General features: G+C 43.7%; 16 protein-coding genes. 8 read left to right on the top strand and 8 right to left on the bottom strand.

The features are described from left to right. The first annotated feature begins 17 nt into the window (after positions 1 to 17). Together NST33_RS18970 and NST33_RS18965 are read left to right on the top strand one after the other, a co-directional pair. Positions 18 to 9,839 carry an amino acid adenylation domain-containing protein gene (locus NST33_RS18970; RefSeq protein ID WP_339304682.1) on the top strand — a complete coding sequence of 3,274 codons (9,822 nt, stop codon included), beginning with the start codon at positions 18 to 20 and terminating at the stop codon, positions 9,837 to 9,839. Between the two features lie 609 nt (positions 9,840 to 10,448). Next, on the top strand, positions 10,449 to 10,631 hold the full coding sequence (locus tag NST33_RS18965) for a YjfB family protein (protein ID WP_017687882.1): 183 nt from the start codon (positions 10,449 to 10,451) through the stop codon (positions 10,629 to 10,631). A gap of 145 nt (positions 10,632 to 10,776) precedes the next feature. Here NST33_RS18965 and NST33_RS18960 read toward each other — a convergent pair whose 3' ends face one another. The 5 genes from NST33_RS18960 to NST33_RS18940 form a co-directional block, all read right to left on the bottom strand. After that, positions 10,777 to 11,514, bottom strand: a complete 738-nt coding sequence (locus NST33_RS18960; RefSeq protein ID WP_339304680.1) for an HAD family hydrolase — start codon at positions 11,512 to 11,514, stop codon at positions 10,777 to 10,779. A 70-nt stretch (positions 11,515 to 11,584) separates the two neighbouring features. Then, complete coding sequence (locus NST33_RS18955) at positions 11,585 to 12,634, bottom strand: alcohol dehydrogenase catalytic domain-containing protein (RefSeq protein WP_221821730.1); 1,050 nt, start codon at positions 12,632 to 12,634, stop codon at positions 11,585 to 11,587. Positions 12,635 to 12,870: 236 nt separating this feature from the next. Continuing rightward, positions 12,871 to 14,109 carry an aspartate aminotransferase family protein gene (locus tag NST33_RS18950; RefSeq protein WP_221821729.1) on the bottom strand — a complete coding sequence of 413 codons (1,239 nt, stop codon included), beginning with the start codon at positions 14,107 to 14,109 and terminating at the stop codon, positions 12,871 to 12,873. Positions 14,110 to 14,201: 92 nt separating this feature from the next. Next, complete coding sequence (locus NST33_RS18945) at positions 14,202 to 15,410, bottom strand: MFS transporter (RefSeq protein WP_221821727.1); 1,209 nt, start codon at positions 15,408 to 15,410, stop codon at positions 14,202 to 14,204. A gap of 342 nt (positions 15,411 to 15,752) precedes the next feature. After that, the gene (locus NST33_RS18940; RefSeq protein ID WP_221821726.1) at positions 15,753 to 16,385 is read right to left on the bottom strand and encodes a DUF1963 domain-containing protein; all 633 of its coding nucleotides are present in this window, start codon (positions 16,383 to 16,385) and stop codon (positions 15,753 to 15,755) included. A gap of 204 nt (positions 16,386 to 16,589) precedes the next feature. Here NST33_RS18940 and NST33_RS18935 point away from each other — a divergent pair, with 204 nt between their 5' ends. Further along, positions 16,590 to 17,291, top strand: coding sequence for a pseudouridine synthase (locus NST33_RS18935; protein WP_339304677.1), 702 nt, complete (start codon positions 16,590 to 16,592; stop codon positions 17,289 to 17,291). A gap of 70 nt (positions 17,292 to 17,361) precedes the next feature. Here NST33_RS18935 and NST33_RS18930 read toward each other — a convergent pair whose 3' ends face one another. The 3 genes from NST33_RS18930 to NST33_RS18920 all read right to left on the bottom strand — a co-directional run bounded on the left by NST33_RS18930 (position 17,362) and on the right by NST33_RS18920 (position 20,489). Further along, the gene (locus NST33_RS18930) at positions 17,362 to 18,300 is read right to left on the bottom strand and encodes a DMT family transporter (RefSeq protein ID WP_221821723.1); all 939 of its coding nucleotides are present in this window, start codon (positions 18,298 to 18,300) and stop codon (positions 17,362 to 17,364) included. Then, entirely contained in the window at positions 18,297 to 19,148 is an 852-nt protein-coding gene (locus tag NST33_RS18925; protein WP_221821722.1) for an AraC family transcriptional regulator, read from the bottom strand. The genes NST33_RS18930 and NST33_RS18925 overlap by 4 nt, the downstream gene beginning before the upstream one ends. Positions 19,149 to 19,373: 225 nt before the next feature. Further along, on the bottom strand, positions 19,374 to 20,489 hold the full coding sequence (locus NST33_RS18920; RefSeq protein WP_237174832.1) for an NADH:flavin oxidoreductase: 1,116 nt from the start codon (positions 20,487 to 20,489) through the stop codon (positions 19,374 to 19,376). Between the two features lie 223 nt (positions 20,490 to 20,712). On the opposite strand from NST33_RS18920, the gene NST33_RS18915 reads away from it, so the two are divergent. The 5 genes from NST33_RS18915 (at position 20,713) to NST33_RS18895 (ending at position 25,898) form a co-directional block, all read left to right on the top strand. After that, a complete protein-coding gene (locus tag NST33_RS18915; protein WP_076317587.1) occupies positions 20,713 to 21,294 on the top strand; it encodes a TetR/AcrR family transcriptional regulator in 582 nt (193 codons plus the stop codon). 54 nt (positions 21,295 to 21,348) lie between these two features. Then, positions 21,349 to 21,648, top strand: coding sequence for a Dabb family protein (locus NST33_RS18910; RefSeq protein WP_237174833.1), 300 nt, complete (start codon positions 21,349 to 21,351; stop codon positions 21,646 to 21,648). Positions 21,649 to 21,694: 46 nt separating this feature from the next. Next, on the top strand, positions 21,695 to 22,474 hold the full coding sequence (locus NST33_RS18905; RefSeq protein ID WP_339304673.1) for an NRDE family protein: 780 nt from the start codon (positions 21,695 to 21,697) through the stop codon (positions 22,472 to 22,474). A gap of 324 nt (positions 22,475 to 22,798) precedes the next feature. After that, positions 22,799 to 24,115: a nucleobase:cation symporter-2 family protein gene (locus tag NST33_RS18900; protein WP_221821715.1), complete on the top strand. Its 1,317-nt coding sequence runs from the start codon at positions 22,799 to 22,801 to the stop codon at positions 24,113 to 24,115. A gap of 313 nt (positions 24,116 to 24,428) precedes the next feature. Beyond that, positions 24,429 to 25,898 (top strand): YdiU family protein, encoded by a 1,470-nt coding sequence (locus NST33_RS18895; RefSeq protein WP_339304671.1) that lies wholly within the window; start codon positions 24,429 to 24,431, stop codon positions 25,896 to 25,898. Positions 25,899 to 25,989 lie beyond the last annotated feature (91 nt).

The following is a 25,989-nucleotide window of genomic DNA, read 5'->3' as shown; positions in this document are numbered from 1 at the left end:
AGTGATCGGGGTGCCGTATGTCTATTTTTAAGAAACAGGAATCGTATTGGGCAAGCCGATTTGAAGATGATGACCATCTTGTTCATTTGCCTTATTGCAAGACAACCTCCAAACACCCAGACGATACGCAGCACCAGAATGATATATATAAGTCTTTGTCAGCCGATGTTTCATATAAAATCAAGTCCATGTCACGAAATGCTCCTATGGCGATATATACGATCTTATTAACGGGAGTTCAGTGTCTGTTATATAAATACACGAATGAAACCAAGATGATTATTGGCATACCAACGATGGAAGAAAAGAATAATGATCTATCACTCTCGAATAAGGTTCTTGTCTTAAAAAATAATATCAATCATGCGATGTCATTCAAATCCTTATTTAATCAAGTGAAGACCAGTTTAACTGAAGCCATTCAGCATCAACGAATTCCTTTCAGAAAAATGGTTGAACGTTTAAATGTTCAGTATGATTCGAACCATGTACCTCTAATTCATACCTTGGTTTCTTTGAATGAAATTCATCCCATCCTTGATGAAAATAACGTAAAAGCGGTGACAATGTTCCACTTTGATCTGGAGAACGACTCCATTCAGTTAAGATTAGTTTATGATGATGATCGTTATGATCGCGATTATATGGTTCAAATTGTAGAGCATCTTGACCAATTGTTATCCGTTGTGCTGAACCAACCTGATCTGGAGCTAAGTCAAGTTGATATGTTATCAGAGTTTCATCGAAACAAGCTGTTATATGACTTTAACGATACAAGCGTGGGGTATCCACAGAACAAGACGATGCATCAATTATTTGAAGAACAGGTGGAACGAACACCGGACCATCCGGCAGTCGTATTTGAGAATAGACAGTTAACGTACAGAGAGTTAAATCAAAAATCCAACCAATTGGCCCGATTGCTTCAAGCTAAGGGGGTGCAGGCAGGTCAGTTCGTTGGCATTATGACAGAGCGCTCACTTGAGATGATCATAGGTTTATTCGGTATTCTAAAAGCTGGCGGGGCATATGTCCCAATCGATCCGGAATATCCGGCAGATCGTATTCACTATATCCTTGAGGATTCAAAAGTGGCTTGGTTGCTGCATCAAAGTCATATACAGAAGCCGGAACATTATGCAGGGACATGTGTCATTCTGGATTCTGAAATAAATCACCATGATGATCATTTAAATTGGGTAGATGGAGCGATCTCCAGTGATTTGGCATACATGATCTACACGTCTGGAACAACAGGTCATCCCAAAGGCGTAATGATTGAACATGCCAGCATTGTGAATTCCCTGCAATGGAAATCGGATTTTTATCATTTTACCGGAGATGATCGGGTATTAATGCTGAATCCTTTCGTTTTTGATTCATTTATTACTCATTTCTTTGGTCCGATGATATCTGGCTCGACAGTGTATTTGTTAAACCATCAACAGTGTAAAGATGCTATAGCCATCAATACGATGGTCAAAAAACAGCAAATCACGCACATCCAAAGTCCACCCAGTTTCTTGATGACCCTATTGGAACAAGTAAGCGCGGAAGATTGGGCATCCATGAAAAATGTGGTGGCTGCGGGAGAGAAGATTGTTCCTGCCTTAATACACAAATTGCAGCGCATCAATCCACGCATCGAAGTGTGTAATGAATACGGTCCAACCGAAAATAGTGTTGTATCCACAGTTCTGTCGATTAAGTCGGCAGATCAAAATATCTCAATCGGGAAGCCTATTGCGAACAATAGAGTCTACATTTTAGGAGAACGGAATGCATTGCAGCCTATTGGAGTTCAGGGAGAATTATGTGTAGCCGGAGCAGGGCTATCCAGAGGTTACTTGAACCGTCCAGATCTGACGGCGGAGAAATTCGTGGATGATCCATTTGTTTCGGGAGCAAAAATGTACAAGACAGGTGACTTCGCAAGATGGCTGCCCGATGGGAACATAGAGTATATAGGAAGGGTAGATCATCAAGAGAAAATTCGTGGACACCGGATTGAACTTGGTGAAGTAGAGACGGCTCTTCTAAATAGTACCCAGATAAAAGAGGCCATCGTCATAACCAGAGAAGATGAAACGGGAACCAAACAATTATGTGCGTACCTGGTAGGAGAGGATGCAATCACGATCGGGGAACTGCGGGAGGTGCTGTCCCAGCAGCTGCCAAACTACATGATTCCGTCCTATTTTGTACAGCTGGATCAGATGCCACTCACGTCTAACGGGAAAATCGATCGCAAAGCTTTGCCTGCTCCCAAAGAACATATGTTGAAGGGCATGGAGTACGAAGCACCCCGAACGATGGTGGAACAACAACTTGTATCGATCTGGGAAGAGGTACTTGGGGTAGAGAACATTGGGGTTTTGGATAATTTCTTCGAGCTTGGAGGAGATTCGATTAAATCCATTCAAGTCTCTTCAAGATTATATCAAGCAGGTTACCAGGTACAGATGGATCATCTGTTTAAAAATCCAACCATAGCAAGCTTGATTCCCTATGTTCAACCCATAAGTACCCTGTCAGAACAGGGAATCATCACTGGAAAAGTAATGCTGACTCCAATCCAGCATTGGTTTTTTGAGAAATACAAGGTGGACGCCCAACATTATAATCAGTCCGTGATGTTGTATCGGAAAGAAGGTTTTCATGAAGTCACACTTCGCTGTGTATTCGATAAATTGAGTGAGCATCATGATGCACTTCGTACAGTATATCGCCTTACAGAACAGGGTTATGAAGCGTGGAATGAAGGGTTGGCAAGGGAATCCTTATATACACTTGAAGTGATGGACTTCAAGTCATTAGCAGATCCGTCTCAAGAAATCGAGAAGAAGGCAAATGAAATGCAAAGCACGTTCACTTTGGAACGTGGACCCTTGATGAAGCTGGGCATATTTCAATGTGCAGATGGAGATCATCTATTAATCGTTATTCATCACCTCGTCATCGACGGGGTTTCATGGCGAATTTTGATTGAAGACCTATCAAGGGGATATGAACAATTAAGTGATGGAGAATCGATTCAACTACCGCAAAAAACGGCTTCATTCCAATTATGGGCAGAACAGCTTCAGTTGTATGCGAACAGTGATGCGATAACGAAAGAAATTGCATATTGGAATGAAATTGAAAAAGCAACCTATAAGCTGTTACCTACAGATTTCGAAGCGGATCATGCACTGGAAAAAGACAGTGAAGAAATCACGATGGAATGGTCAGCGGCAGAAACGGAGCAATTATTAAAACAAGCGAATCGTGCGTATAAAACGGAGATTAGCGATTTGCTGCTCCATGCATTAGGCATGTCTATTCACCAATGGACGGGCATGGATAAAGTGCTGGTCAATCTGGAGGGACATGGAAGAGAACAAATTTTACCGGATCTCGATATTACACGAACGATCGGATGGTTTACGAGCCAGTATCCGGTTGTACTTGATATGGAAGCAAGTTCAAATATGTCTCTTTTCATCAAAACAAACAAAGAAATGATTCGTCAAATCCCTAAAAAAGGGATTGGTTATGGAATTTTACGATATTTAAGTGCACATCAGCAAGAAAGGCTCTTTACCTTGAATCCTGAAATTAGCTTTAACTATTTGGGTCAATTTGATCAGGATCTTCAGAATAGCGGGATGCAGATCTCTCCCTATCCAGGCGGAGCAACAGCAAGCGACAATCACAGAAGAAATGTTCTTATCGATATGAATGCCTTAATTGTGGAAGGCAAATTGACGTTGTCCCTTCGGTATAGTCGCACCCAATATCAAAAAGAAACGATGGAGCGAGTGGTAACATATTTTAGAGATCATCTGCAAGAAATCGTGATGCATTGTGTGACAAAAGAGAAGCCGGAATGTACACCAAGTGATCTAACGTTAAAAGGAATTACCATTGAAGAATTAGAAGGATTTGTTCAAGAATCGGAACACATTGGTGAAATCGAAGATATATATACTTTGTCCCCGATGCAAAATGGAATGTTCTTTCATCATTTGCTTCATTCAAAATCGGAAGCGTATTTCCTTCAAACCACGCTGGATCTTCATGGTTCGTTAGACGTGGAAGCTTTTACGAAAAGTCTGGATCAGTTGATGCAGCGTAATTCGATTCTCAGAACAAATTTTCATAGCAAATGGAAGAATGGACCTCTGCAAGTGGTATACCGTCATAAACGGAATGGGCTAATATACGAAGATTTGCGTGAGATGAATGAAAAAGATCGTGAAGCATACGTGGCAGAATATACAAGAGCAGATAAAATAAAAGGTTTCGACCTGTCTCAGGATGTGTTAATGCGTATTTCGATATTGCAAACGCATGACCAAACCTATCGTTTCATTTGGAATTATCATCATATTTTGATGGATGGCTGGTGCCTGTCGCTTGTAATCCAGGAGTTGTTTGATGGATACTTTGCTATTCAGGAACAACGAAAACTGGAGGCAAAGAGTACGATTCCATACAAACACTATATTGAATGGCTGGACAACCAAGATCATGAAGAGTCCCTGAAATACTGGCGTGACTATTTGCAAGGTTACGATGAGCAGACCACTTTGCCAAAAGAACATTCAATTACGAAGAGTGATGAATATCATTCAGAGCATATGATTTGTACACTTAGTCAGGAATTAACCGGACAAATCGCACATGTGGCCAGTCAGAATCAGGTAACGCTGAATACGTTCATGCAGACAGCCTGGGGAATGTTGCTACAGATATATAACGGCAGTGAGGATGTTGTATTCGGAAGCGTGGTGTCGGGCAGACCTGCGGCGATTGTTGGAGTTGAGCGAATCATTGGTTTATTCATCAATACCATTCCTGTACGCATTCAGACTCAAGGTAATGAGACATTTGCAGCGATTATGAAGCGGAATCAGGAACATGCTGTCGCTTCGCATCCACATGACACGTATCCGTTATACGAGATTCAAGCGGAAACATCGCAAAAGCAAAATTTGATTGATCATATCCTGATATTCGAGAATTATCCTGTACAGGGCATTATGGAACAGTTTGGGGATCAGGAGGAGACAGCTCTTCGGATTACGAATGTAGAAGCAGATGAACAAACGAACTATGACTTTAACCTGATTATTAAACCAGGCCAATCCATGAAATGTATGTTCTATTACAATGCTAACGTCTATGATCGGGCAAGCGTAGAACGCATTCAAGGTCACTTGATTCAGATGTTGAAGCAAGTGGTCAACAATCCGCTTATCCCTATCCATGACATTGACTTGACGACAACACAGGAGAAAACACAAATTTTGGAACAGTTTAATGATTCCATGGCTGAATATCCAATGAACAAGACGATTCATGGACTGTTTGAGGAACAGGCGGCAAGGACTCCTGAACACGTTGCGGTTGTATTTGAGGATCAACATGTGACCTATCAAGCGCTGAACAAGAAAGCCAACCAATTGGCAAGAACGTTGAAGGCTACAGGCATTCAAAATGATCAGTTAATCGGGATCATCGCTGATCGTTCGCTAGACATGGTTGTAGGAATCCTGGCGATTTTGAAAGCGGGTGGCGCATACGTGCCGATTGATCCTGAATATCCGGAGGATCGTATAAACTACATGCTTGAGGATTCGGGTGTACATGTATTATTAATGCAAAGTCATTTGCAAGAACGCATCTCTTTTGCAGGAGTGGTCGTTTGCCTGGATCTACCTGAGTCCTATCATGAAGATCATTCCAATTTGGGAATTACTGCTGCACCAAAAGGCCTGGCATATGTAATTTATACCTCAGGAACGACAGGTAAACCAAAAGGGACATGTATTGAACATAAAAATGTGGTGCGATTGTTGTTCAACAGTAAAAATTTGTTTGATTTTAATGCATCAGATACATGGACCTTATTCCATTCTTTTTGTTTTGATTTTTCGGTATGGGAAATGTACGGAGCATTGCTCTATGGCGGAAAACTGGTTATCGTACCTCAAATGACGGCAAAAAGTCCGGAACAATTTCTACAATTGTTAAAAAACGAGCAAGTGACGATATTAAATCAAACGCCAACGTATTTCTATCATCTTCTTCAGGAAGAACTGGCAGGTCATGCAGCAGATCTGAAATTAAGAAAAGTGATTTTTGGCGGAGAAGCCCTCAATCCCGTGTTATTGAAGGATTGGAAGCTGAAATATCCATTTACCCAGTTAATTAATATGTATGGGATAACCGAAACAACGGTTCATGTAACGTATAAGGAAATAACCGACATTGAAATACATGCTGGAAAGAGCAATATTGGAAAACCAATCCCGACGTTGCAGACCTATATTCTGGATAAACACCAACGCATTCAACCGATCGGTGTTCAGGGAGAATTAGTTGTAGCAGGTGAGGGCCTTGCCAGAGGTTATCTGAACCGGCCTGATTTAACTGCAGAGAAATTTGTTGATCATCCCTGGATTACAAAAGGGAAAATGTATCGCACAGGAGATGCCGCAAGATGGCTGCCGGATGGAAATATGGAGTATCTGGGACGAATCGATCATCAAGTGAAAATTCGCGGTTACCGAATTGAGCTTGGCGAAGTGGAAACTGCGCTTTTGCAAATAGACTCCATTCAGGAAGCCGTCGTTATTGCCCGTGAGCATGAGGATGGTTCGAAGCAGTTGTGTGCGTATTGGAAAGGCGACAGCTCACTGACAGCGAAGAAAATCAGAATGGCGTTATCTCATGAAATCCCAGATTACATGATTCCATCTTATTTTGTTCAATTAGAGCATATACCATTAACTTCCAATGGGAAGGTTGACCGTAAGGCATTGCCATCTCCACAAGAACATATGCCAAAAGGGACCGAGTATAGGGCGCCGCAAAACGCTGTAGAACAAGCGATCGTCTCTGCCTGGGAAGCTGTGCTTGGTGTGCAAAAGGTTAGCACATCAGATCATTTCTTTGAACTCGGGGGCGATTCGATTAAATGTATTCAAGTTTCCTCACGACTGCTCCAAGCAGGGTATAAAGTGGAAATGAAGCATTTCTTCACCTATCCTACAGTAGCGGAGTTGAGTGAACACGTTACTTCCGTGAGCACTATTTCTGACCAAGGGGAAGTTACGGGACAAGTGATGCTGACACCTGTTCAGCGCTGGTTCTTTGATCAAAATATGGTGGACGCACATCATTACAATCAGGAAATGATGTTCTTTCGTGAAAAAGGGTTTGATATCCGCTTTATTCACAGCATCATGGATAAGATCGTTAAACAGCATGATGCTCTCCGTATCCTTTATCGACAAGCGCCTGAAGGTGGATATGAAGCGTGGAATCGAGGGGCAGACGAAGATGGATTATACAGCCTTGAAATCGTTGACCTCAAAACAGAAGCAGATCCTGCATTGTTCATTGAAAATAAAGCAAAAGAAATTCAGAGTGGTATGAATCTGTCTCACGGACCTTTGATCAAACTTGGGTTGTTCCAATGTGCTGAAGGGGATCACCTGCTTATTGCCATCCATCACTTGTTGGTAGACGGGGTTTCATGGCGTATTTTATATGAAGATATTCAGACAGGGCAAGACCAGTTCTTAAGAGGTGAAGAAATCCGGCTTCCTCAAAAAACGACCTCGTTTAAACAATGGGCAGAACAATTGTCGACGTTTGTAGACAGCTCGGCGATGAAGCAAGAGAATCCATACTGGAGTCGTGTGGAGCGGGCCCAGCTAAGCCCGCTGCCTAAAGATATGGATTGTGATGAGACGATTGGCAAAGATAGTGAAACGATCACCATTCATTGGACCGCAGCGGAAACCGAGCAATTATTAAAGCAAACACATCATGCGTACCATACGGAAATTAATGATATATTGCTAACGGCATTGGGAATGGCTGTTCATGATTGGACAGGCATGGGAGAAATCCTCGTAAATCTGGAAGGGCATGGTAGAGAAGACATCCTGTCAGAGCTGGACATTACGCGTACAGTGGGATGGTTTACGAGCATGTACCCCGTTATGATTACGATGGAGTCCGGGGCTGACTTATCAAGGAAGATTAAGACCGTCAAGGAAGGACTGCGCCAGATCCCAACCAAGGGCATTGGTTACGGGATTTCGAGGTATTTGTCACATGGAGATGAAGAATTCAAGTTAGAGAAAAATCCCGAAATTAGTTTCAACTATATGGGACAGGTGAATCAGGATTCGGGCCAAGATGGCATTAAATTCTCGTCTTATTCCAGCGGGCCATCCGTAAGTGAAAACAACAAGAGACCATTTGTGCTGAATATCAATGGCATTGTTACAGAGGGGCGGTTGTCGCTGTCCATCAACTATAGTTCAAAACAATATCGCCGGGAAACGATGGAGCAATTGGCTTGTCTCTATAAGGAAGGTCTTAATAGAGTCGTTGAACATTGTGTAACGAAGGAACAAACCGAGCTGACGCCAAGTGATATTTCATGCAAGTCATTAACCATTGATCAATTGGATCAAATCGTGGAACAAACGGGGCACATCGGTCGAATCGAAAATGTGTACCCACTTACACCATTACAGAAGGAAATGCTGTACGAAAGTGAACGGAATCCAATTTCTGGCGCTTACTTTGTACAAATCATGTTTGATATGCGTGGAGATTTGGATGTTACCTCTTTTGCGCAAAGTTTGGATCAATTAATGCAAAGGCATGCGATATTAAGAACTAATTTTTACAGTGATTTCGTGGACATCCCTCTTCAAATTGTGTATCAAGAGAAGAAATTTGAATTTAACTATGAAGTTGTAGCTGGCACAAGTGAGCTGCAACGTAAAACGTATGTTGACGAGTATATCGAGCAGGACAAGGCAAGAGGATTTGACTTACAACGAGATTCGCTAATACGTATGTCTGTTTTACGAACAAACCATGAGGAATACCGCGTCATATGGAGTTTTCACCATATTTTGATGGACGGCTGGTGTATGTCTCTGGTAAGCAAAGAGATATTTGAGAATTATTTTGCGATTCGGGAGAATAGAAAGCCTCAAGTGACTCTATTAACACCTTATAGTCAATTCATTGAATGGCTGGAACAGCAAGATCATCAAGGTGCAATAACCTATTGGACTCATTACTTGGATGGTTATGAAGGACAAACGAAATTGCCTGGAGAAAAAATCAAATCGAAGCATGAAAGACAAGATTCCAGAACGCTAAACTGTTATTTGGATGATGTACTAATCGAGCAAATGAAACAGATTGCGGAACAGCAGCATGTTACTCTCCATACGTTAGTGCAGACGGTCTGGGGCGTATTGTTGCAGCAATACAATGAAAGCAACGATGTTGTATTCGGAAGTGTTGTATCGGGCAGACCACCTGTCATTCCTGGGATCGAAAGCATGATTGGGTTATTTATTAATGCAATTCCTGTTCGGATCCAGGCTCAGGCTGATGAGTCATTTATATCTCTAATGAAAAGGAATCAGGCACAAGCTGTAGAGTCACATGCATATGATACGTATTCGTTATATGATATTCAAAATCTGACCAAGCAAAAACAATCTCTGATTAACCATGTTGTTGTGTATCAGAACTTCCCGGTAGAGAACCGAATGGAGAGTCTGGGTCAGAAAGGTGAAACACCGCTTGAGATTATGAATGTTGGGGGTACAGAACACAATAGTTTTGATTTTACTTTGATCGTCAAACCCCATGAAAATATGAAGATCATATTGATGTACAATGCCAATGTGTATGACCCATCTACCGTTGAACAGATTCAAAAACACTTTATTTCCATGATTCAACAGGTGGTAAGTAACCCGGAAGTTAAAATAAACGAACTTGCGTTGAGTACGTCGAACAGTTATTAATGCACAAGTAAGGGGCCGCTCCAGAAGTGAGTTTCCTCCTCACTCAAAGCGCTAACGAATCTACGCGTCTTAAGAGGTAGATCGACGTGAATGGCAAACTTAAACAAACCTCAGTAACGTTATTTCATCATATCAGGGTGTCAGAACCTAAAAAACGACCCAATCGACGAAATAACGACTCTGTGATTCGTTACACCACAGACCTGTGCAAATCAGAGCGAATAACGTGTGCAGGTTCATTAGATTAAAATAAACCTTAATAAGGGGTGTCCTCAGTCATGCTAATGACTTAAGGCATCCCTTTTTTATGCTCCGTTAATGATGATAGCTGGAAAATTACTGTAGATGGAGAAAAAAGCTTTCTACGTGGTCGGATCAACATTGTGATGTCACCAACGTTGCATATCAGCTATTGAAATTGCGGATGTTCATTCAACAGATCGTGGAAACGGCAGAAGTCTACAAAGAACTACCCCAAGCTGAGGGCGGTTATGATTGAATGGAATGGATTCCCCTATTCATTTTGATCGACCTTTTAACATTTGCTCCCTTCTAACCGATATATAATAAGTACATCTATGTAACCAGAAAGTGAAAGGAGTGTAGAACATGGATATTGCAGCATTATCAATGGCGATGAGCCAAGCTTCAGTAGTGCAGTCGGCAAGCTTGCAAGTGATGTCGATTACAAAAGACATGGCACAGCAGCAAGGCCAGCAGATGGCGGAAATGTTGAAGTCAGTGCCTGCTCCTCACCCCAATCTGGGTGGAAGTCTCGATCTTTCGGTTTAGTTGAAATTACAGCATGTGTCCTCATGTAACACCCATTGCAGCAAGCAAAACCCAAACAGCTCCAATTCGAATGAATTGAAGCCGTTTGGGTCGTTTTTTTTCTGAATATTCATTCCGAAATTACGATCTTTTTATTACGATCTTCTCAGCGAAGCTTTGACAAGCTTGGCAATCGGCCTTCAAAGGGCAGTGTATTCTTCAATGTCCATAACTCATCGTAACTGGAAATCTGAAGATCGGCTTTGGACAAGTCCTGGTTGCCTGATCCCGGATTGCGATATCCGATACAGCGCATGCCTGCACTTTTGGCGGCCTGAACACCATTACGCGAGTCCTCGATCACCAGACAATTCGAAGGGGATGCACCGATCATCTCAGCGGTGGTCAGGAAAATATCTGGTGCCGGCTTGCCGTTCGTAACTTCCTCACCTGTCATTCGCACCTCAAAGTATAGCCCAAGTCCGGTTTTGTCCATGATCAGATCGATCAGTGCACGTGGAGAGGAAGAAGCTACAGCTATGGGTATGTGCTGCTCATGCAGCCAACTTAACCAGCGTTCCACGGAAGGCATCGCCGTCAGATTCGGATGGGCAAGCATGGTTTGCATCACATTATGCTGATGATAAGTAAATATTTCTTCCAGCGTAGCTGTCAGCTGATGTTTGTCCAATACCTGCTGCCACATGGATTCCAGTGTAACTCCAACATAGGTATGATGTTCTTCATCAGTTACCACAGCGCCAAAATGGGCAAAAGAGCTGCGCTCAATCTCAAAATAAATCGGTTCGCTGTCAATCAGTACACCATCCATGTCAAAAATGACCGCTTGAATGATGTCATCATTGGGGGCTCCCAGTCCGTTAGATTCTTTGTTCGTTGCCATGTGTATTCCTCCTCCAGGATTGTGTATACATATATCTCTAATGTAGTCCATTCATGCTTGACGTTCCACTTTAGAAACTGGAACCGCTGGATTGCAGCACAACTTTAATGGCATGTGAAGAGGCTTGAAGTGTGCGTCCCTGAATATCGCAGCCAAGTGTGCGGAATGCTTCTTCGTAATCCTCCAACGGGAAGGAGTGGGTGATGATTTTTTTTGCCGGAATAATCCCTTGTTCAATCATATAATGTGCGGTTGCAAATGTTCCCAGAGAATCAATGGAACCAATAATTTTTAGACTGCGGTCCACAACTTCCTTGGGATTGAAGGATGTGTTTCCATCTCTCAGACCAACCAGCATCAGGTAACCGCCGCTGGCGAGCTGGGATAGCACTTGTGTGCCCACAACGCCAGTTGTATCTACAATCATATCGACCTGATGGGTTGCGGGTGACAGTGATTCTATGGCATTTTCGAAGGATGAATGAACCTCCCAACGGTCTGGTGCAATGGAACCGGCAATAGCTAAGCGTTCTTCGGAGATGTCGACCAGACAGCCGGTAACCCCTTTGGAAGCGAGCGCGTAGCTGTACAGAATGCCAATCGGGCCTGCACCAAGGATGATTGTTCTGAAATTCGGCAGTAGATGAATCTGATTAATCCCCGTCAGCATACAGCTGAGTGGTTCCGTCAAAGTTGCTTCTTCATAGCTCACATGGTCCTTCAATTTGTACAAAAAACGATCCTCGGTCACATAATAATCTGTAAATGTCCCGTCAGCACTCACACCTGTCTCGGTAACAGACTTGTGTGTGCAATGATTTTGTCTGCCTGTTCTGCACATGTCACACTGTCCGCAATAGTAGGTAGGATCGATCACAACACGGTCGCCCGCTTGTAATGTCGTTACCGCAGAGCCAACATCAATGATTTCCCCGGTAGACTCATGACCGAGAATGACAGAAGGAACTGCATGATACTTGCCGCTGACAATACCGAGATCGGTACCACATACACCTGTCGCCCGAATACGAACCAACACCTGATTATCTCTTGTAATTTCCGGGACAGGCCGTTCCTCAAGCGCCACATCCCAAGCCGATTTGTATACCAATGCAAGCATGATATAACCTCCTTATAATTATATAAAATATAAATATAGCGATTCATCTTAAACAGTTTTTTCAAGATACGAAAGTAGTGAAGGGGACGAAATCGATTCTGGAGAAGCGAAGCGTGCGCCTTTATCAACGGATTTTTCCCTTGGGAAAGGGAAATCAAGAAAATCCGTGGATAACAGCGATCATAAGAACGATTCGTAACCGAAACGACCACTTCGAACAGTTGCATTGAAATGTTTTAATGAACGGTGGCAAGCACCGAATCCAGTCGCTCCACGATCTCTACCAGTTCGTCTTCGGTTGTGGTAAGGGAAGGCCGGACCTTAACAACGTTGCCAAATCCATATCTTGAACTTCTCAAGATTAGATGCTCATCTGTAAAAGCACGGTCAACAATGGCATTGGTTTTGAGCGTATCCGGTTCATTACCGTCACCTACAATCTCGAGCCCCCACATTAACCCGACACCACGAGCTTCACCGATACTTGGGTATTTCATAGCCAATTCATGCAGCAATTCACCCAAAATTTCACCTTTGCGTTTCACCGCATCCAGGAAGCCGGGTTCGGATACCACTTCCAATGTGGATTTGGCAGCGGTTACGGAGATCAGATTGCTTCCTGAGGTGAAGGAGTGTTCGTGCTTTTCGAGCACGTTCAGCCGGGATTGCATTAATACCGCAGCAACAGGTACGCCGATCCCGCCAAGACCTTTCGCAAGGGTAATCATGTCAGGCTGGATATCAAACAGTTCGCTGGCAAACATGGTTCCGGTACGACCGATTCCTGTCTGCACTTCGTCGGCAATAAGAATAATATTGTACTCATCACACAGTTTACGCAGACGTTTGAAATATCCGGCAGGAGGAATGATATTGCCGCCATTCCCGAGAATGGGCTCGATGATCATGCAGGCGACTGAGCCGGAACTTGCATATTCTATCGCATCAGATATAGCTTCAACGCATTGATAGGCGCAGTCTCCATTTGAGGATTTGAATGGGCAACGAAAACAGTATGGGGCAGGTACATGGACCGCGTTAGCCACAGCCGAATTGGGGAAGCGTTTCCGCCGGAAGGCATTCCCTGAAATCCCGGTGGCAAATTGGGTCTGCCCATGATGGGATAGATACAGGCTGATGATGTCTGTCGATTCGGTATACTTCTGTGCAATTTTGGTTGCACATTCGTTGGCAGTTGAACCAGTGATATCCCGCATCCATCCGGCATTAATGTCGTTTGGAGCATATTCGATTAAGTGATCAAGTACTTCATTTACGTACGGTTCAGTGAAGGAGGAAGACATATGCGTCAGATTGCCGACTTGTTCCTGAATTTTGCTGACTACATGTGGGTGATTATAGCCCAGTGACAGATTGAATGTTCCCGACACGCCGTCCAGGTATTCAACACCTGAATCGTCAATCAACTTAATCCCTTTTCCGGCTATGAAGCGGTTGTTGGTTAAAGTTTGCATACGATTTCCTCCAATTGTAATGGTGTACTAGCTCGAACGAAGCTCAAAAAATCCCGGATGATGCGGGCATCACCTCCCTTAAGAAACGATGTTTATATTTCCTTGCTATGTTGTGCGAGAGCAGCACGTACTGCATTGTTTTTTACAGTCCATAGATGAGAGACCATCAAAGTAACAAGCAAGATCAGACAGAATCCGGCCAAAATCCAGATCGTATTCACGACAGGACCTGTGCTCATACTCCATCCAGTCACATACTGCAAGATGGCACCTCCAATCCCCCCCGATGCGATCAGGATACTGGTTGTCCGCTCGGTCATGCCGGGAATCAGAACATTTGCATAGACAAGTGCGATACAGAACAGCCCTGACATGAACAGACCGGTTCCGAAGATGAGCACATACGTTGCCCACTGTCCAGTTACAAATACCATAGCGACCGTAAACAAAAGCGTGCCAACCGTACTCCAGATCAGGAAAGGCATATAGTTGACGGATTCGGCTATTTTTCCGGAGAAAAGACGACCGATGATCATCGCAATCCACAGGATGGAGACACTCAGCGATGCAACAGATTCCTGAAGGTGCAGTCGTTCTACGAGAATGGAGGGCAGGAAGTTCATCAATCCCAGTTCCAATCCCATGTAGATGAAAAAGAAGATGACGAAGATTGTCAGCAGACCCAGATGTTTTCTCGAATATTGGGCTTTACCTGCTGCATGTGCCACTGTATTCTCGCCAGCCTGTTCCAGATACAGTGCGGCTGGCCGGGGCATTGTGATCCACAGCAACATGAGAATCAGTGACAACACGGCGACCGTATAAAAAGTAAGATGCCACAGCTCCATCCAGATGAATAAAGCAGCAACAGCCGGGATGAGAAGTGCTCCAAGAGCAAAGAAGACATCCAGCTTGGACATGGCGACCGCCTTCTGATTCTCAGTGAATTCGATCGTGAAAGCACCTACAGAGGGTTCGATGATACCTGAACCGAAACCTACGATAATCGTTAGAAGAAGAACTACAGACCAGGATGGCAGAAAACCGAGTAATATATAGGCGGTTACAATACAGATCAGTGCAAGGGTCAGCATCGCTTTTCTTCCGATACGGGCTGTCAGGGCAGGAGCTGCGATTACACCGACAAGAAATCCAAGAAACTGCAGAAATAACAAAAATCCGCCATCACTGTAACCGCGCTCATAATGTGACAATAAAACAGGGAGAAGTGCACCGAGCACAACGCTGGTTATGCCGATTAACAGATAAAAACCGCAGCTTAGAGCGAATATTCTTTTCAAAAGCCCGCCTCCTAGTTGGATAAAAATTTTATATTATGTAATTAATGTTTATTTCATATATAACTTATACCATAAATGAACAAATGTACATGCTTTTTGTTGTAAAATAATGTTAAATTTTGATGAAGAGAAATATTTCTCGTGCTAAGTTTCATCTAAAACGATTTCGTGTCGAAAGGATAAATATGATCCAATTCATATGACCGTTTAACAGGGTTTGGCATCTGTATTGATCGAGAATAGTAAAACGTGCATATATAAAAAAAGTTCCCTGTCTGAGTAGACGGGAAACGTTCTGATTAACCGTTTTATATGATGATACCTGACTTCCACGTATCGCTATTAAGCAGTCTGTACAAAGAAAATTCCATCGAATGGTGCGTGAGCAGACGCGGGACCCTTTCGCAAAAATAAATAACCATTTGCATCGGGAAGACCCAATATATCCCGATAAGGCTCAGGAAAATCTCCGGAATATATTTGACACACCAGTTGATGTTCCTCTAGCAAATGGTCAATTCCTTTCACACCGTTTGGTAAAGTGGGAGAGAAAAATGAAAATGCAGGGAACGCCTCATCGTCTAACTCCGTTTCAATCAAACATACGCCGCTTAACGGAATGGGTGGAACGGGACATACGGAAGTAAGTGGATGCGAAGATACCGAGACATAAGTGCTTCCGGCAAGAATATTCTCGTTCCATTCCAGCTCATCTCCCGTATAGATTACCTGATCCAGAAAATATTCGGAGGCGGAGTAGGTCGAGAAGACCGAGATATATTTATCTTGTGGTAAAGATGGGATATGGACCTGCTGTGAAAGTGTATTACAATTGATGGAGAACAGATGCAATAAAGGCTGACCATCAGGGTTGAGTGGCCAGTCGGAAACGTATGCAGTGTCTCCACCAATCCACATGCCAGAGTCTTGGTTGGGATCATCGGGGTCAACTGTAAATCGAGTAACTTTGTACATGAGAAACTCCTTCCAGAGTGTATTTGGGCTTTCCTATGTAACGGTGTATGTGTTTTTATATAACCATTCATTGCTTCGTTTCAGTATAAATGAGATGATGTGGAATGAAAATCAGTACAAGGTACTAACTCATTGCACGATGCGAATGAACGTACCAGCACTCTAAGAACCAGTGGCAATACTATAGATGAGAAGTGGTGACATATGCTAATTAACAAATACATAAGTGAAACGGGATTCTGCTCCCGCAGGGAAACGAACCGTTTAATTGCAGCTGGGCGCATAACGATCAATGGCAGGGTATGTGAAAAAGGGGCGGAAATTGAAACTCGCGATGTGGTACTCATTGATGGGAAGGAGATCCCTCGTAATGACAGCGAACCTGTCTATATTGCTTTGAACAAACCCATCGGTATTGTCTGCACAGCAGCAGAACATGTGGAGGGGAACATCATTCAATATATGAATTATCCTTCTCGCATATTTGCGATAGGCAGGCTGGATAAGGCATCTGAGGGGTTGATTTTGCTTACGAATGACGGAGGCATTGTGAACAAGATGATGCGTTCGGAGCATAATCATGATAAAGAATATGTAGTGACAGTAGACAAACCCGTAACCAACGAATTGGTAAAATCCATGTCTGAAGGCGTTGAAATTCTGGACGTAGTGACCAAGCCCTGCGAAGTGTATAGGCAAAGTGAAAATGTATTTCGTATTATTCTGACACAGGGTCTCAACCTGCAAATCCGGAGAATGTGCAAAGCCTTGGGGTACCGAGTCCTCAAGCTGGAGCGTGTGCGAATTATGAATATTACGCTGGATCAACTGGAGCGGGGGCAATGGCGTCATCTGGAGCAAGAGGAACTAGGGATTCTGCTGTCTCAATTAAATGAGATAAAATGAATGACTTCTGCTCATGTCAACGGTGGCCAACCACGATGTCCAGTTATATCAGTGAAAAATGAAGCAAACACTAACCCCTATGCGGATTAGTGTTTTTGTTATTAAGCTTGTGTCCTTTTTGTTCTGAAATGTAAGAGCCAAATAGGGTTAAGAACGCACCGAGTACAATCACCCAGGTTATCTGCTCTTGAAGAATCAGTGCAGATGACACAACAGTAATGACCGGCACAAGATAGATATATATGCTCGTTTGGATAGCTCCGAGAAGATTCATGGCCCGGTTCCAGGTCACGAAACACAACGCGGAGGCACCCAGACCGAGGTAGAGAATATTGGAGAGATTGGTCATGTTCATGAAGCGTCCGAGTTCCCAATGGAATTCAAACAAGAATAGAGCTGGTAGCATGAAGATCAGGCCATAGAAGAACACCTTGCGGGTCGCACCAATGGTGTGATAACGAAGCTCGCCAATTTTTCGCATTAGCACAGAGTAGATCGCCCATACCGCAGGTGCTATGAAAGCAAGCAGATCACCTATCGGATTCAGTTGCAGAATGAAACTGCCGTTCAGTGCGATGAGTAGGATGCCGCTCAAGGCAATCCCGAATCCGATAATGAAGCGGCGAGTTAACTTCTCGCCATCTAAGAAGAAGTGTGCGAGTACAGCAGTGAAGAACGGGGCAATGGAGACAATAACACCCACGTTGGAAGCTGTTGTGTACACCAGAGCTATATTTTCAATAAGAAAATATAACGTCACCCCACATAGTCCTGCTCCGATAAATAACCATTCTTCTCTGAATGAGGCGATCCGCAGTGAACGTGGATAGATCAATAATAGTACCAAATATCCGATCAGGAAACGGAAAAATAGAATTTCCACAGGAGTGAAATCAGTCAACAGAACCTTCGTAGAGACAAAGGTAGTTCCCCAGATCAGTATAGTAAACAAAGCGAGTAAATGTCTGGTAGAGGCTCTAGTGTTTTGATGATCAAGATGACTTGTCATACGATGTTAGTGGTGGTACGTTTCAACTCCGAATCATGATTGAAGATACGTCTATATTGCTTGGGTGTCAGGCCGATCAGTTTTTTGAAAAAATTCGTGAAATGGCTCTGGTCACTGAATCCTGTCTGTGCGGCTACTTCAATCGGAAGCAGACCTTGTTCCAGCAGACGTTTGGCTTGATTAATACGAATCGTCTCCAGATAACGGTAAGGTGATATCCCTTTCTGGCGGGTGAATAAACGCAGCAGGTGGTATTTGCTCATCTCCGTCAAATCGGTTAAATCGTTCAGCGAGATGATCTCCATGTAATGAGATTCTATGTAATCACATATGCGTCTGATCTCCAAGGTAACATCCTGTGTGGAAACAGGCGGTTCAGCATCCGAATAATCTCGCAGCAATTGATCCAGTAGTAAGAGTAACAATTCTTCTTTGCAGAAATCCGATTGCTCCTCTAGAATCATCTGATGCAGCTCGTGCAGGGAACCCACAAGTTCACTTTGGTAGAGAACGGGGGATGTAAACCGTGGCAAGTAAGCTTGTCCAGTAATCTCTCTCGCATACTCTCGCATAACCTCAGGCTGGACATTGATACAGCGATAATCGAGGGTTCTTCCATCCACCTGTTCGCAGGCATGAGGATCATGTGGATTAAAAACAATCATGTCTCCGCTATTCAGAATGTATTCTTCGTTGTTGCAGACGAGGTGTCGCTTGCCTTGTTCAATGAATCCAATGACGTAATAGTCATGAAAATGATTGGGAAACTTCTGCATAATGCCTTCAAATTGATAAGCTTCTAGCTGTAAGTCGGTATCAAATACTACAGTCCGGACTTCCCGTGTCATGATGCACCTTCTTTCTGGTAAGTTAAGATCATTATAGGTTGCAAAGAAGGAATTTTCTTGAACGATATTGCTATTGCTCGAAGTGTTTGAACGGACAGATATCTCTAAAAACAAAATACCCGCAATCCCGGAAGGAAAGCGAGCCCTTTGCTAAGTATAGTTGATTCATGAGTTCAAGCCTATATATATGGGAGAAAAAATGTCTTGAACAATTAGTAATTGTTCTTAGTGTAACGTAGCGAGTGCTTCAGGTGTAAAAGCCTGTATCTCGGATACACGTCCTTCGCGTATTTTGGCAGCCCATGCCGGATCACCAAGGAGTGCACGTCCCACAGCTACCAGATCAAATTCCTGTTGCTCATATCGCTTCATGAGTTCGCCCATACCTGGATGTGTTGCTTTATCTGCTCCTGCTTCAGACTCATCTGGCATACCCACAGAACCAACGGTAATTGTGGTTTGGCCACTCAGTTTTCTTACCCAACCTGCAAATCCAAGATTAGATCCTTCGAACTCGGGCTCCCAGAAGCGTCGTGTCGAGCAGTGGAAGATATCTACACCTGCGTCAACCAACAAGCTGAGGAATTGTCCCAGTTGTTCGGGTGTGTCGAACAGTCTGGCTTGATAATCATTCATCTTCCATTGGGAGATCCGCATCGCAATAGGGAAATCAGGACCTACCGCAGCCCGAACTGCCATTACAAGTTCAACCGCGAATTGAGTTCGTTTCTGAAGGTCACCACCATAGCGGTCCGTTCTCCTATTCGTTGTTTTCCAGAAAAACTGATCGATTAGAAAACCATGTGCACCGTGAAGTTCAATTCCGTCAAAACCAATACTTTGCGCATTGGCTGCTGCATCTGCATAAGCTTGAATCACAGTTGCGATCTCCGCCTCCGTCATTGGCTCACCTACTTGAGTACCTTCCATATCAACTCCCGATGGACTCAGTGAGGCAGCTTCCGGGTGTGGGTTAGATCCTGAAGGACGAACGATTCCCATGTGTAAAATCTGCGGAAAAATCTTGCCGCCCGCTTCATGGACATGTTCGACCACTTCAGCCCAGCCTTGAAGAGCTGCTTCTCCATACATATGAGGGATTCTAGGCTCACTTGATGCAGATGGATGCTCAATGGTCGCACCTTCGGTAATAATGAGTCCAACACCATGCTCGGCACGCCGACGATAATATGCAGCTACATCGGGGCCCGGGATACCATCCGGGGAGAAGGCACGAGCCATGGGGGACATGACGATGCGCGAGGACAGGGTTAACTTTGAAACGGTGTATGGTTGAAACAGAAACTCCGTAGAAATAACGTTATGTTGTTGATCACTCAAACTAAGCACCTCCATTATGTTGCACCTTCAAGCGGGTACGAGTGCAATCTTAACAAGGTCTATAGGCATGCTCAACCAACAATCGGAGCATTTTGTTGCTTAAGCGAAAGACACTGATTATTGTATGGTGTCTGTACACTTACTTTCACTTGTTGAACAAATAACACTTATCTATAATGAAGGAGTCTAGCCAAATATTTTGTGTACAAAGGAGGATTGGGGCATGTCTGGTGTATTGTCTCCAAACTCGAATGATCCGCGTGTAATCCGCACGCGTCAATTAATTCTTGATGCGTTTTTAAACCAATTGAATCTTAAAAATTTCAACAGCATTACGATTCAAAACATTACGGAACAAGCCACAATTAACAGGGCTACATTCTACGCCCATTTTCAGGATAAATATGCATTGCTTGAAGCCTTGTTATCGGATGCTTTTATGGAATATGTAACGAAAAGGGTAGACCCGGATGCCCGGTTATCAGCCGAAACCATACAGCAGCTTATATTTTCATTATGTGATTATCACGTCTCAAGTAATGGATGCATCAAAAAATATGAGACAGTTGCGCCAATTATTGAAGAAAACATCAAGACACAGCTGGAGCAATTCCTTCTTGAATTAATGAGCAAAGTAGCGGGAGATGTAGATCCCAAAACACTGAAAATTACTGCAACCATGCTGAGCTGGTCGATCTATGGGATGACATATCGATGGAATATTGAAGGAGGGCAGGAATCCCCGGCTGAATTAGCCAACAGAGTCGTACCCTATATGATGGGCGGATTGGAATTGTTGAATTAACTTCATTTAACGAAATTGCATGACTATTCGAATGGACAGGGGAGGAATAACAAGATGTTTGAACATTTGGTTGTTTTTAAATTTAACGATAAAACCACGTTAGCCAAACAGCAGGAATTGGTGGATCAATTACTCGCGTTACAGGAACAAATCCCGGGGATTGTCGGGCTGACCGCAGGAATTAATGCAACGGAAGAAACGGACCGTATTCAAGGTTACACGATTGGATTGAGAGTGACGTTTGAAGATCAGGAGGCATTGCGCGCTTATGGTCCACATCCTGCTCATCAGGCATTTGTAGCTTCCCTCGATGGTTGGGTGGAAGATGTAATTGTAGTTGATTATGCTATTTAAAGGCGCGAAATCAGAGGTTTAACGAATATAGGAGTTGAGGATCCCCATGTGTTTAATTTTATTTGCTTATAACATGCATCCAAAGTATCCGCTTATATTGGGATCAAATAGGGATGAATTCTATCACAGACCTACGGCTCAAGCACACTATTGGGAAGACCATCCTCATATATTGGCTGGCCGGGATTTGTCGAAAATGGGAACCTGGATGGGCGTAACCAAAGGTGGGCGTCTGGCTGCTGTTACGAATTATCGTGATCCAAATGAAGATATACATGCCAAGGGCTCAAGAGGAGATCTGGTTGCTGATTTTTTAAAGGGAACGTCCACACCTGAGCAATATATACAACACGCGGAGAGAAGTCGCAATGATTATCCTGGCTACAATTTGTTAGTAGGTGATCCTGACGACCTCTATTATTATTCTAATGTGGGTAATGTTGTGATGAAGTTGAAACCTGGAATATACGGGATTAGTAATCACTTGATTAATACAGATTGGCCCAAGGTGAAACGTGGGAAAGAAGGACTGGAGAAAATCATCCAAGGGGAGGACGAAGCAACCCTGACAGAACAAATATTAGGTTTGCTGCAAATGGCAGACCCTTCAGTGGATGAGCTTTTACCCCATACAAGTGTTCCATTGGAATGGGAACGTTTGCTTTCTCCCATCTTTGTTAGAAGTGAGAAATTCGACTATGGGACCAGAGCTTCATCCGTTGTTCTGATGAACAGAGAAGAAGTGTTTTTTACGGAGAGGGTTCACCAGAACGGAGAGGTAATGGAGCAACGTTTTAACATCAAGCCTCTTAACACGACAAGCTGAGAATATGAAAGAAATGATGTTCTGACATTATGCATTAACATGAATTTACATGAATCACTGAAGTTATATCCAAAGTTCATGTTTCATTGCTTCTGAGTGTAAAGAATTATTTAAATTTTCCACGTCAACTAATATAACACGATATAAACGGTCTGAGAGTACCTTTTGTATAACACGCCCAATTTTAGTTGGACTCTTTATCTCTTATCACAATTCTATGTTATGAATCATGGAACTTCCCTGAATAGTTTATATAATGTGAATCAACATAACATGATTTTGCAGCGGTTCTGTTGATTCTAATTTCAGGGGGGCAACTTGGGAATGAAAGAAACCAAAAAGATGAGAGTTTTTTCACTGGGTATTCAGCACGTACTCGCGATGTATGCGGGAGCAATTCTGGTGCCTTTGCTTGTGGGCAGAGCATTAAATCTGACTGCAGAGCAGTTGGCGTATCTGGTATCCATTGATCTGTTAACGTGTGGGATTGCAACATGGCTTCAGGCTCGAAAAGGGAAGTACTTGGGTATTGGTTTACCAGCGGTGCTCGGAAGTTCTTTTGTAGCGGTGACACCGATGATTGCGATTGGATCGCAGTACGGAATTCCCGCCATTTATGGGTCTATCATCGCAGCCGGGTTATTTATCGTCATCTTTGCCGTATTTTTTAGCAAAATCGTCAAATTGTTTCCGCCAGTTGTGATCGGTACAGTGGTAACCATTATCGGTCTTGCGCTAATCCCAACCGGCATTAAAAACATGGCGGGTGGAGCAAACAGCGAGAATTTCGGAAGTTTGGACAATTTGGCGCTTTCATTTGGTGTATTACTGTTCATTCTAATCCTGAATCGATATGCTCGTGGTTTTGTTAAATCCCTGGCTGTTCTCCTTGGTATTATTGTGGGAACCCTCATCGCAGCTATCATGGGAAAAGTGAATTTTGCCTCTGTACAGGAAGCCTCCTGGTTCCATTTGCCTCAACCCTTTTACTTTGGATGGCCTACCTTCGAAATCGGCCCAATCATTACAATGATTATTGTAGGTACGGTGGTTATCATCGAATCAACAGGTGTATTTATGGCTTTGAGCAAAATCTGTGATCAACCAATCAACGAAAAAGATCTGGCACGGGGATATCGCGCAGAAGGTCTCGCGTTTGTTCTAGGTGGCATATTCAATGCCTTTCCATACAATACATTTGCTCAGAATGTCGGTTTGGTTCAGCTCTCCAAGGTGAAAACGACCAATGTGGTGGTTGCAGCCGGAGGTATTCTAATCTTTCTGGGACTCATTCCGAAGGTAGCTGCTTTTGCAACCATTATTCCAAGTGCTGTCCTCGGAGGAGCGACTGTTGTCCTGTTTGGAATGGTCGTCTCATCCGGGATCAAAATGCTACAAAACGTCGACTTTGGCAAACAATCCAATCTATTGATCGTGGCTTGCTCCGTTTCACTTGGGCTCGGCGTTACTGCTGTACCCGACCTGTTTGCCCAGCTTCCTCAAAGTATTCGGATTATTGTTAGCGATGGTATTATCACGGGAAGCCTGTCAGCGATCCTGCTTAATGTCTTCTTTAACCTTGCTTTGAAAAAAGAGAGCTTGCCAGTACAGCCTGTACAGGCTCAAGAAGCACACACGTAATCTTTGTAATAACAGATGTGTCATCTGGTAGTAAGAGGAATAGATCCAAGAGGGTTTTCTGGGAAGTGGAGTGAAAGACACTGATTCCACTTGGCAAAGAAATCTCTTGGATTTTTTTGTGCTTACGATTCATGAGGAATGCAAAAGGCATGCAAATATGCTAAAGTTTCATCAAGAACATTTTAGATGTTCGTTTAAGTCAACAACATCTTACATTGAATTTCCATGCGACTACATAAATGAGCATTGGTTCACAAGGCTACAATATAACCAAGGGATATCCCTGGGGTACAGAAAAGGAGTTGTGATCACCATGCAACAAGAAACATTGAACAAAGGGTGGAACTTGGAGAATAGTTATGCGAAGTTACCGCAACCCTTTTTTACAAGTCAGGGCGCAGTGCCTGTTGAATCACCAAAGCTGATCATTTTCAATCGACTGCTTGCATCCAGCCTAGGACTGGATGTGGAGTCTCTTGACAGTGATGAAGGAGCGCAAATTTTTGCAGGTAATTCGATTCCGGAAGGAGCCGAGCCTTTGGCTCAGGCCTATGCAGGACATCAATTTGGCAATTTTAACATGCTTGGAGATGGACGTGCTTTGCTGCTGGGTGAACAGATTACGCCACAGGGCGAGCGAGTGGATATCCAGCTCAAAGGATCAGGAAGAACACCCTACTCCCGTGGGGGAGATGGACGTGCTGCTGTAGGGCCCATGTTGCGTGAGTATATTATTAGTGAAGCGATGTATGCACTGGGTATTCCAACGACACGCAGTCTGGCGGTGGTATCAACAGGAGAAAACATTATCCGTGAAACAGAGCGGCCGGGTGCCATTTTAACCCGGGTGGCTTCCAGTCATATCCGGGTAGCAACCTTCCAGTATGCAGCCAGATGGGGATCTATCGACGATCTTCGGGCGTTGGCTGATTATACGTTGCATCGACATTTTCCTGATGTTGCCCAAGCTGAGAATCGCTATCTTTTGCTCCTTCAGGAAGTAATTAAACGGCAGGCGGCACTCATTGCCCAATGGCAGCGTGTTGGTTTCATTCATGGCGTGATGAACACGGATAACATGGCGATCAGTGGTGAGACCATCGATTATGGTCCGTGCGCCTTTATGGATGCTTACAATCCTTCAACCGTATTTAGCTCCATTGACAGGCAAGGTCGCTATGCTTATGGTAATCAACCGTATATTGCGGGGTGGAATTTGGCTCGTTTTGCCGAGACGCTTCTGCCGTTGCTGCATGAAGATGAAGAACAGGCCGTGCAACTCGCTCAGGATGCTATCGCACAATTTTCTGAATTGTACCATCATCATTGGCTCAAGGGAATGCGTGCCAAACTGGGCTTGTTGGATGAAGAGGCCGAAGATGAAGCGTTGATCAAGGAGCTTCTTGAACTCATGGAGAAGCATAGTGCAGATTACACCAATACGTTCCTGGCATTGACCTTTGATAGGTTGGAAGGGACAGCTTTGTTTGGCACGCCAGAATTTGCTGAATGGAATGAGCGGTGGCAAGCAAGATTGGACAGACAGCAAAGGGAGAAGGAAGTCTCTCGGGAGTTGATGAGAACGAACAATCCAGCCGTCATTCCCCGCAATCATCGGGTTGAGGAAGCCCTTGAGCAAGCGGAGAACCACGGAGATCTTAGCGTGATGCAGAAGCTTTTGGCAGTTCTTTCAGATCCGTTTGCGCACTCACCTGAGCAGGCTGAATATGCCGAACTACCTGCACAATGCAATACTTCGTATCAGACTTTTTGTGGGACCTGATTGAACAGTATGGAATGAAGAGGCTGCCTTGGGCAGCTTTTTCATTTTTTCATTCTGTCATCGACGTTACTTTATAGAGGCAGGTGCATTC

Origin of the sequence: Paenibacillus sp. FSL L8-0435, assembly GCF_037965655.1 — a bacterium.
Lineage (GTDB): Bacteria > Bacillota > Bacilli > Paenibacillales > Paenibacillaceae > Paenibacillus.
The sequence above is the reverse complement of the archived record's forward strand: the minus strand, read 5'-3'. Positions and strand labels throughout refer to the sequence as shown.

Coding starts and splice junctions, on each gene's coding strand:
- NST33_RS18970 (WP_339304682.1), top strand. CDS start 18: ATGTCTATTTTTAAGAAACAGGAATCGTATTGGGCAAGCCGATTTGAA.
- NST33_RS18965 (WP_017687882.1), top strand. CDS start 10,449: ATGGATATTGCAGCATTATCAATGGCGATGAGCCAAGCTTCAGTAGTG.
- NST33_RS18960 (WP_339304680.1), bottom strand. CDS start 11,514: ATGGCAACGAACAAAGAATCTAACGGACTGGGAGCCCCCAATGATGAC.
- NST33_RS18955 (WP_221821730.1), bottom strand. CDS start 12,634: ATGCTTGCATTGGTATACAAATCGGCTTGGGATGTGGCGCTTGAGGAA.
- NST33_RS18950 (WP_221821729.1), bottom strand. CDS start 14,109: ATGCAAACTTTAACCAACAACCGCTTCATAGCCGGAAAAGGGATTAAG.
- NST33_RS18940 (WP_221821726.1), bottom strand. CDS start 16,385: ATGTACAAAGTTACTCGATTTACAGTTGACCCCGATGATCCCAACCAA.
- NST33_RS18935 (WP_339304677.1), top strand. CDS start 16,590: ATGCTAATTAACAAATACATAAGTGAAACGGGATTCTGCTCCCGCAGG.
- NST33_RS18930 (WP_221821723.1), bottom strand. CDS start 18,300: ATGACAAGTCATCTTGATCATCAAAACACTAGAGCCTCTACCAGACAT.
- NST33_RS18925 (WP_221821722.1), bottom strand. CDS start 19,148: ATGACACGGGAAGTCCGGACTGTAGTATTTGATACCGACTTACAGCTA.
- NST33_RS18915 (WP_076317587.1), top strand. CDS start 20,713: ATGTCTGGTGTATTGTCTCCAAACTCGAATGATCCGCGTGTAATCCGC.
- NST33_RS18910 (WP_237174833.1), top strand. CDS start 21,349: ATGTTTGAACATTTGGTTGTTTTTAAATTTAACGATAAAACCACGTTA.
- NST33_RS18905 (WP_339304673.1), top strand. CDS start 21,695: ATGTGTTTAATTTTATTTGCTTATAACATGCATCCAAAGTATCCGCTT.
- NST33_RS18900 (WP_221821715.1), top strand. CDS start 22,799: ATGAAAGAAACCAAAAAGATGAGAGTTTTTTCACTGGGTATTCAGCAC.
- NST33_RS18895 (WP_339304671.1), top strand. CDS start 24,429: ATGCAACAAGAAACATTGAACAAAGGGTGGAACTTGGAGAATAGTTAT.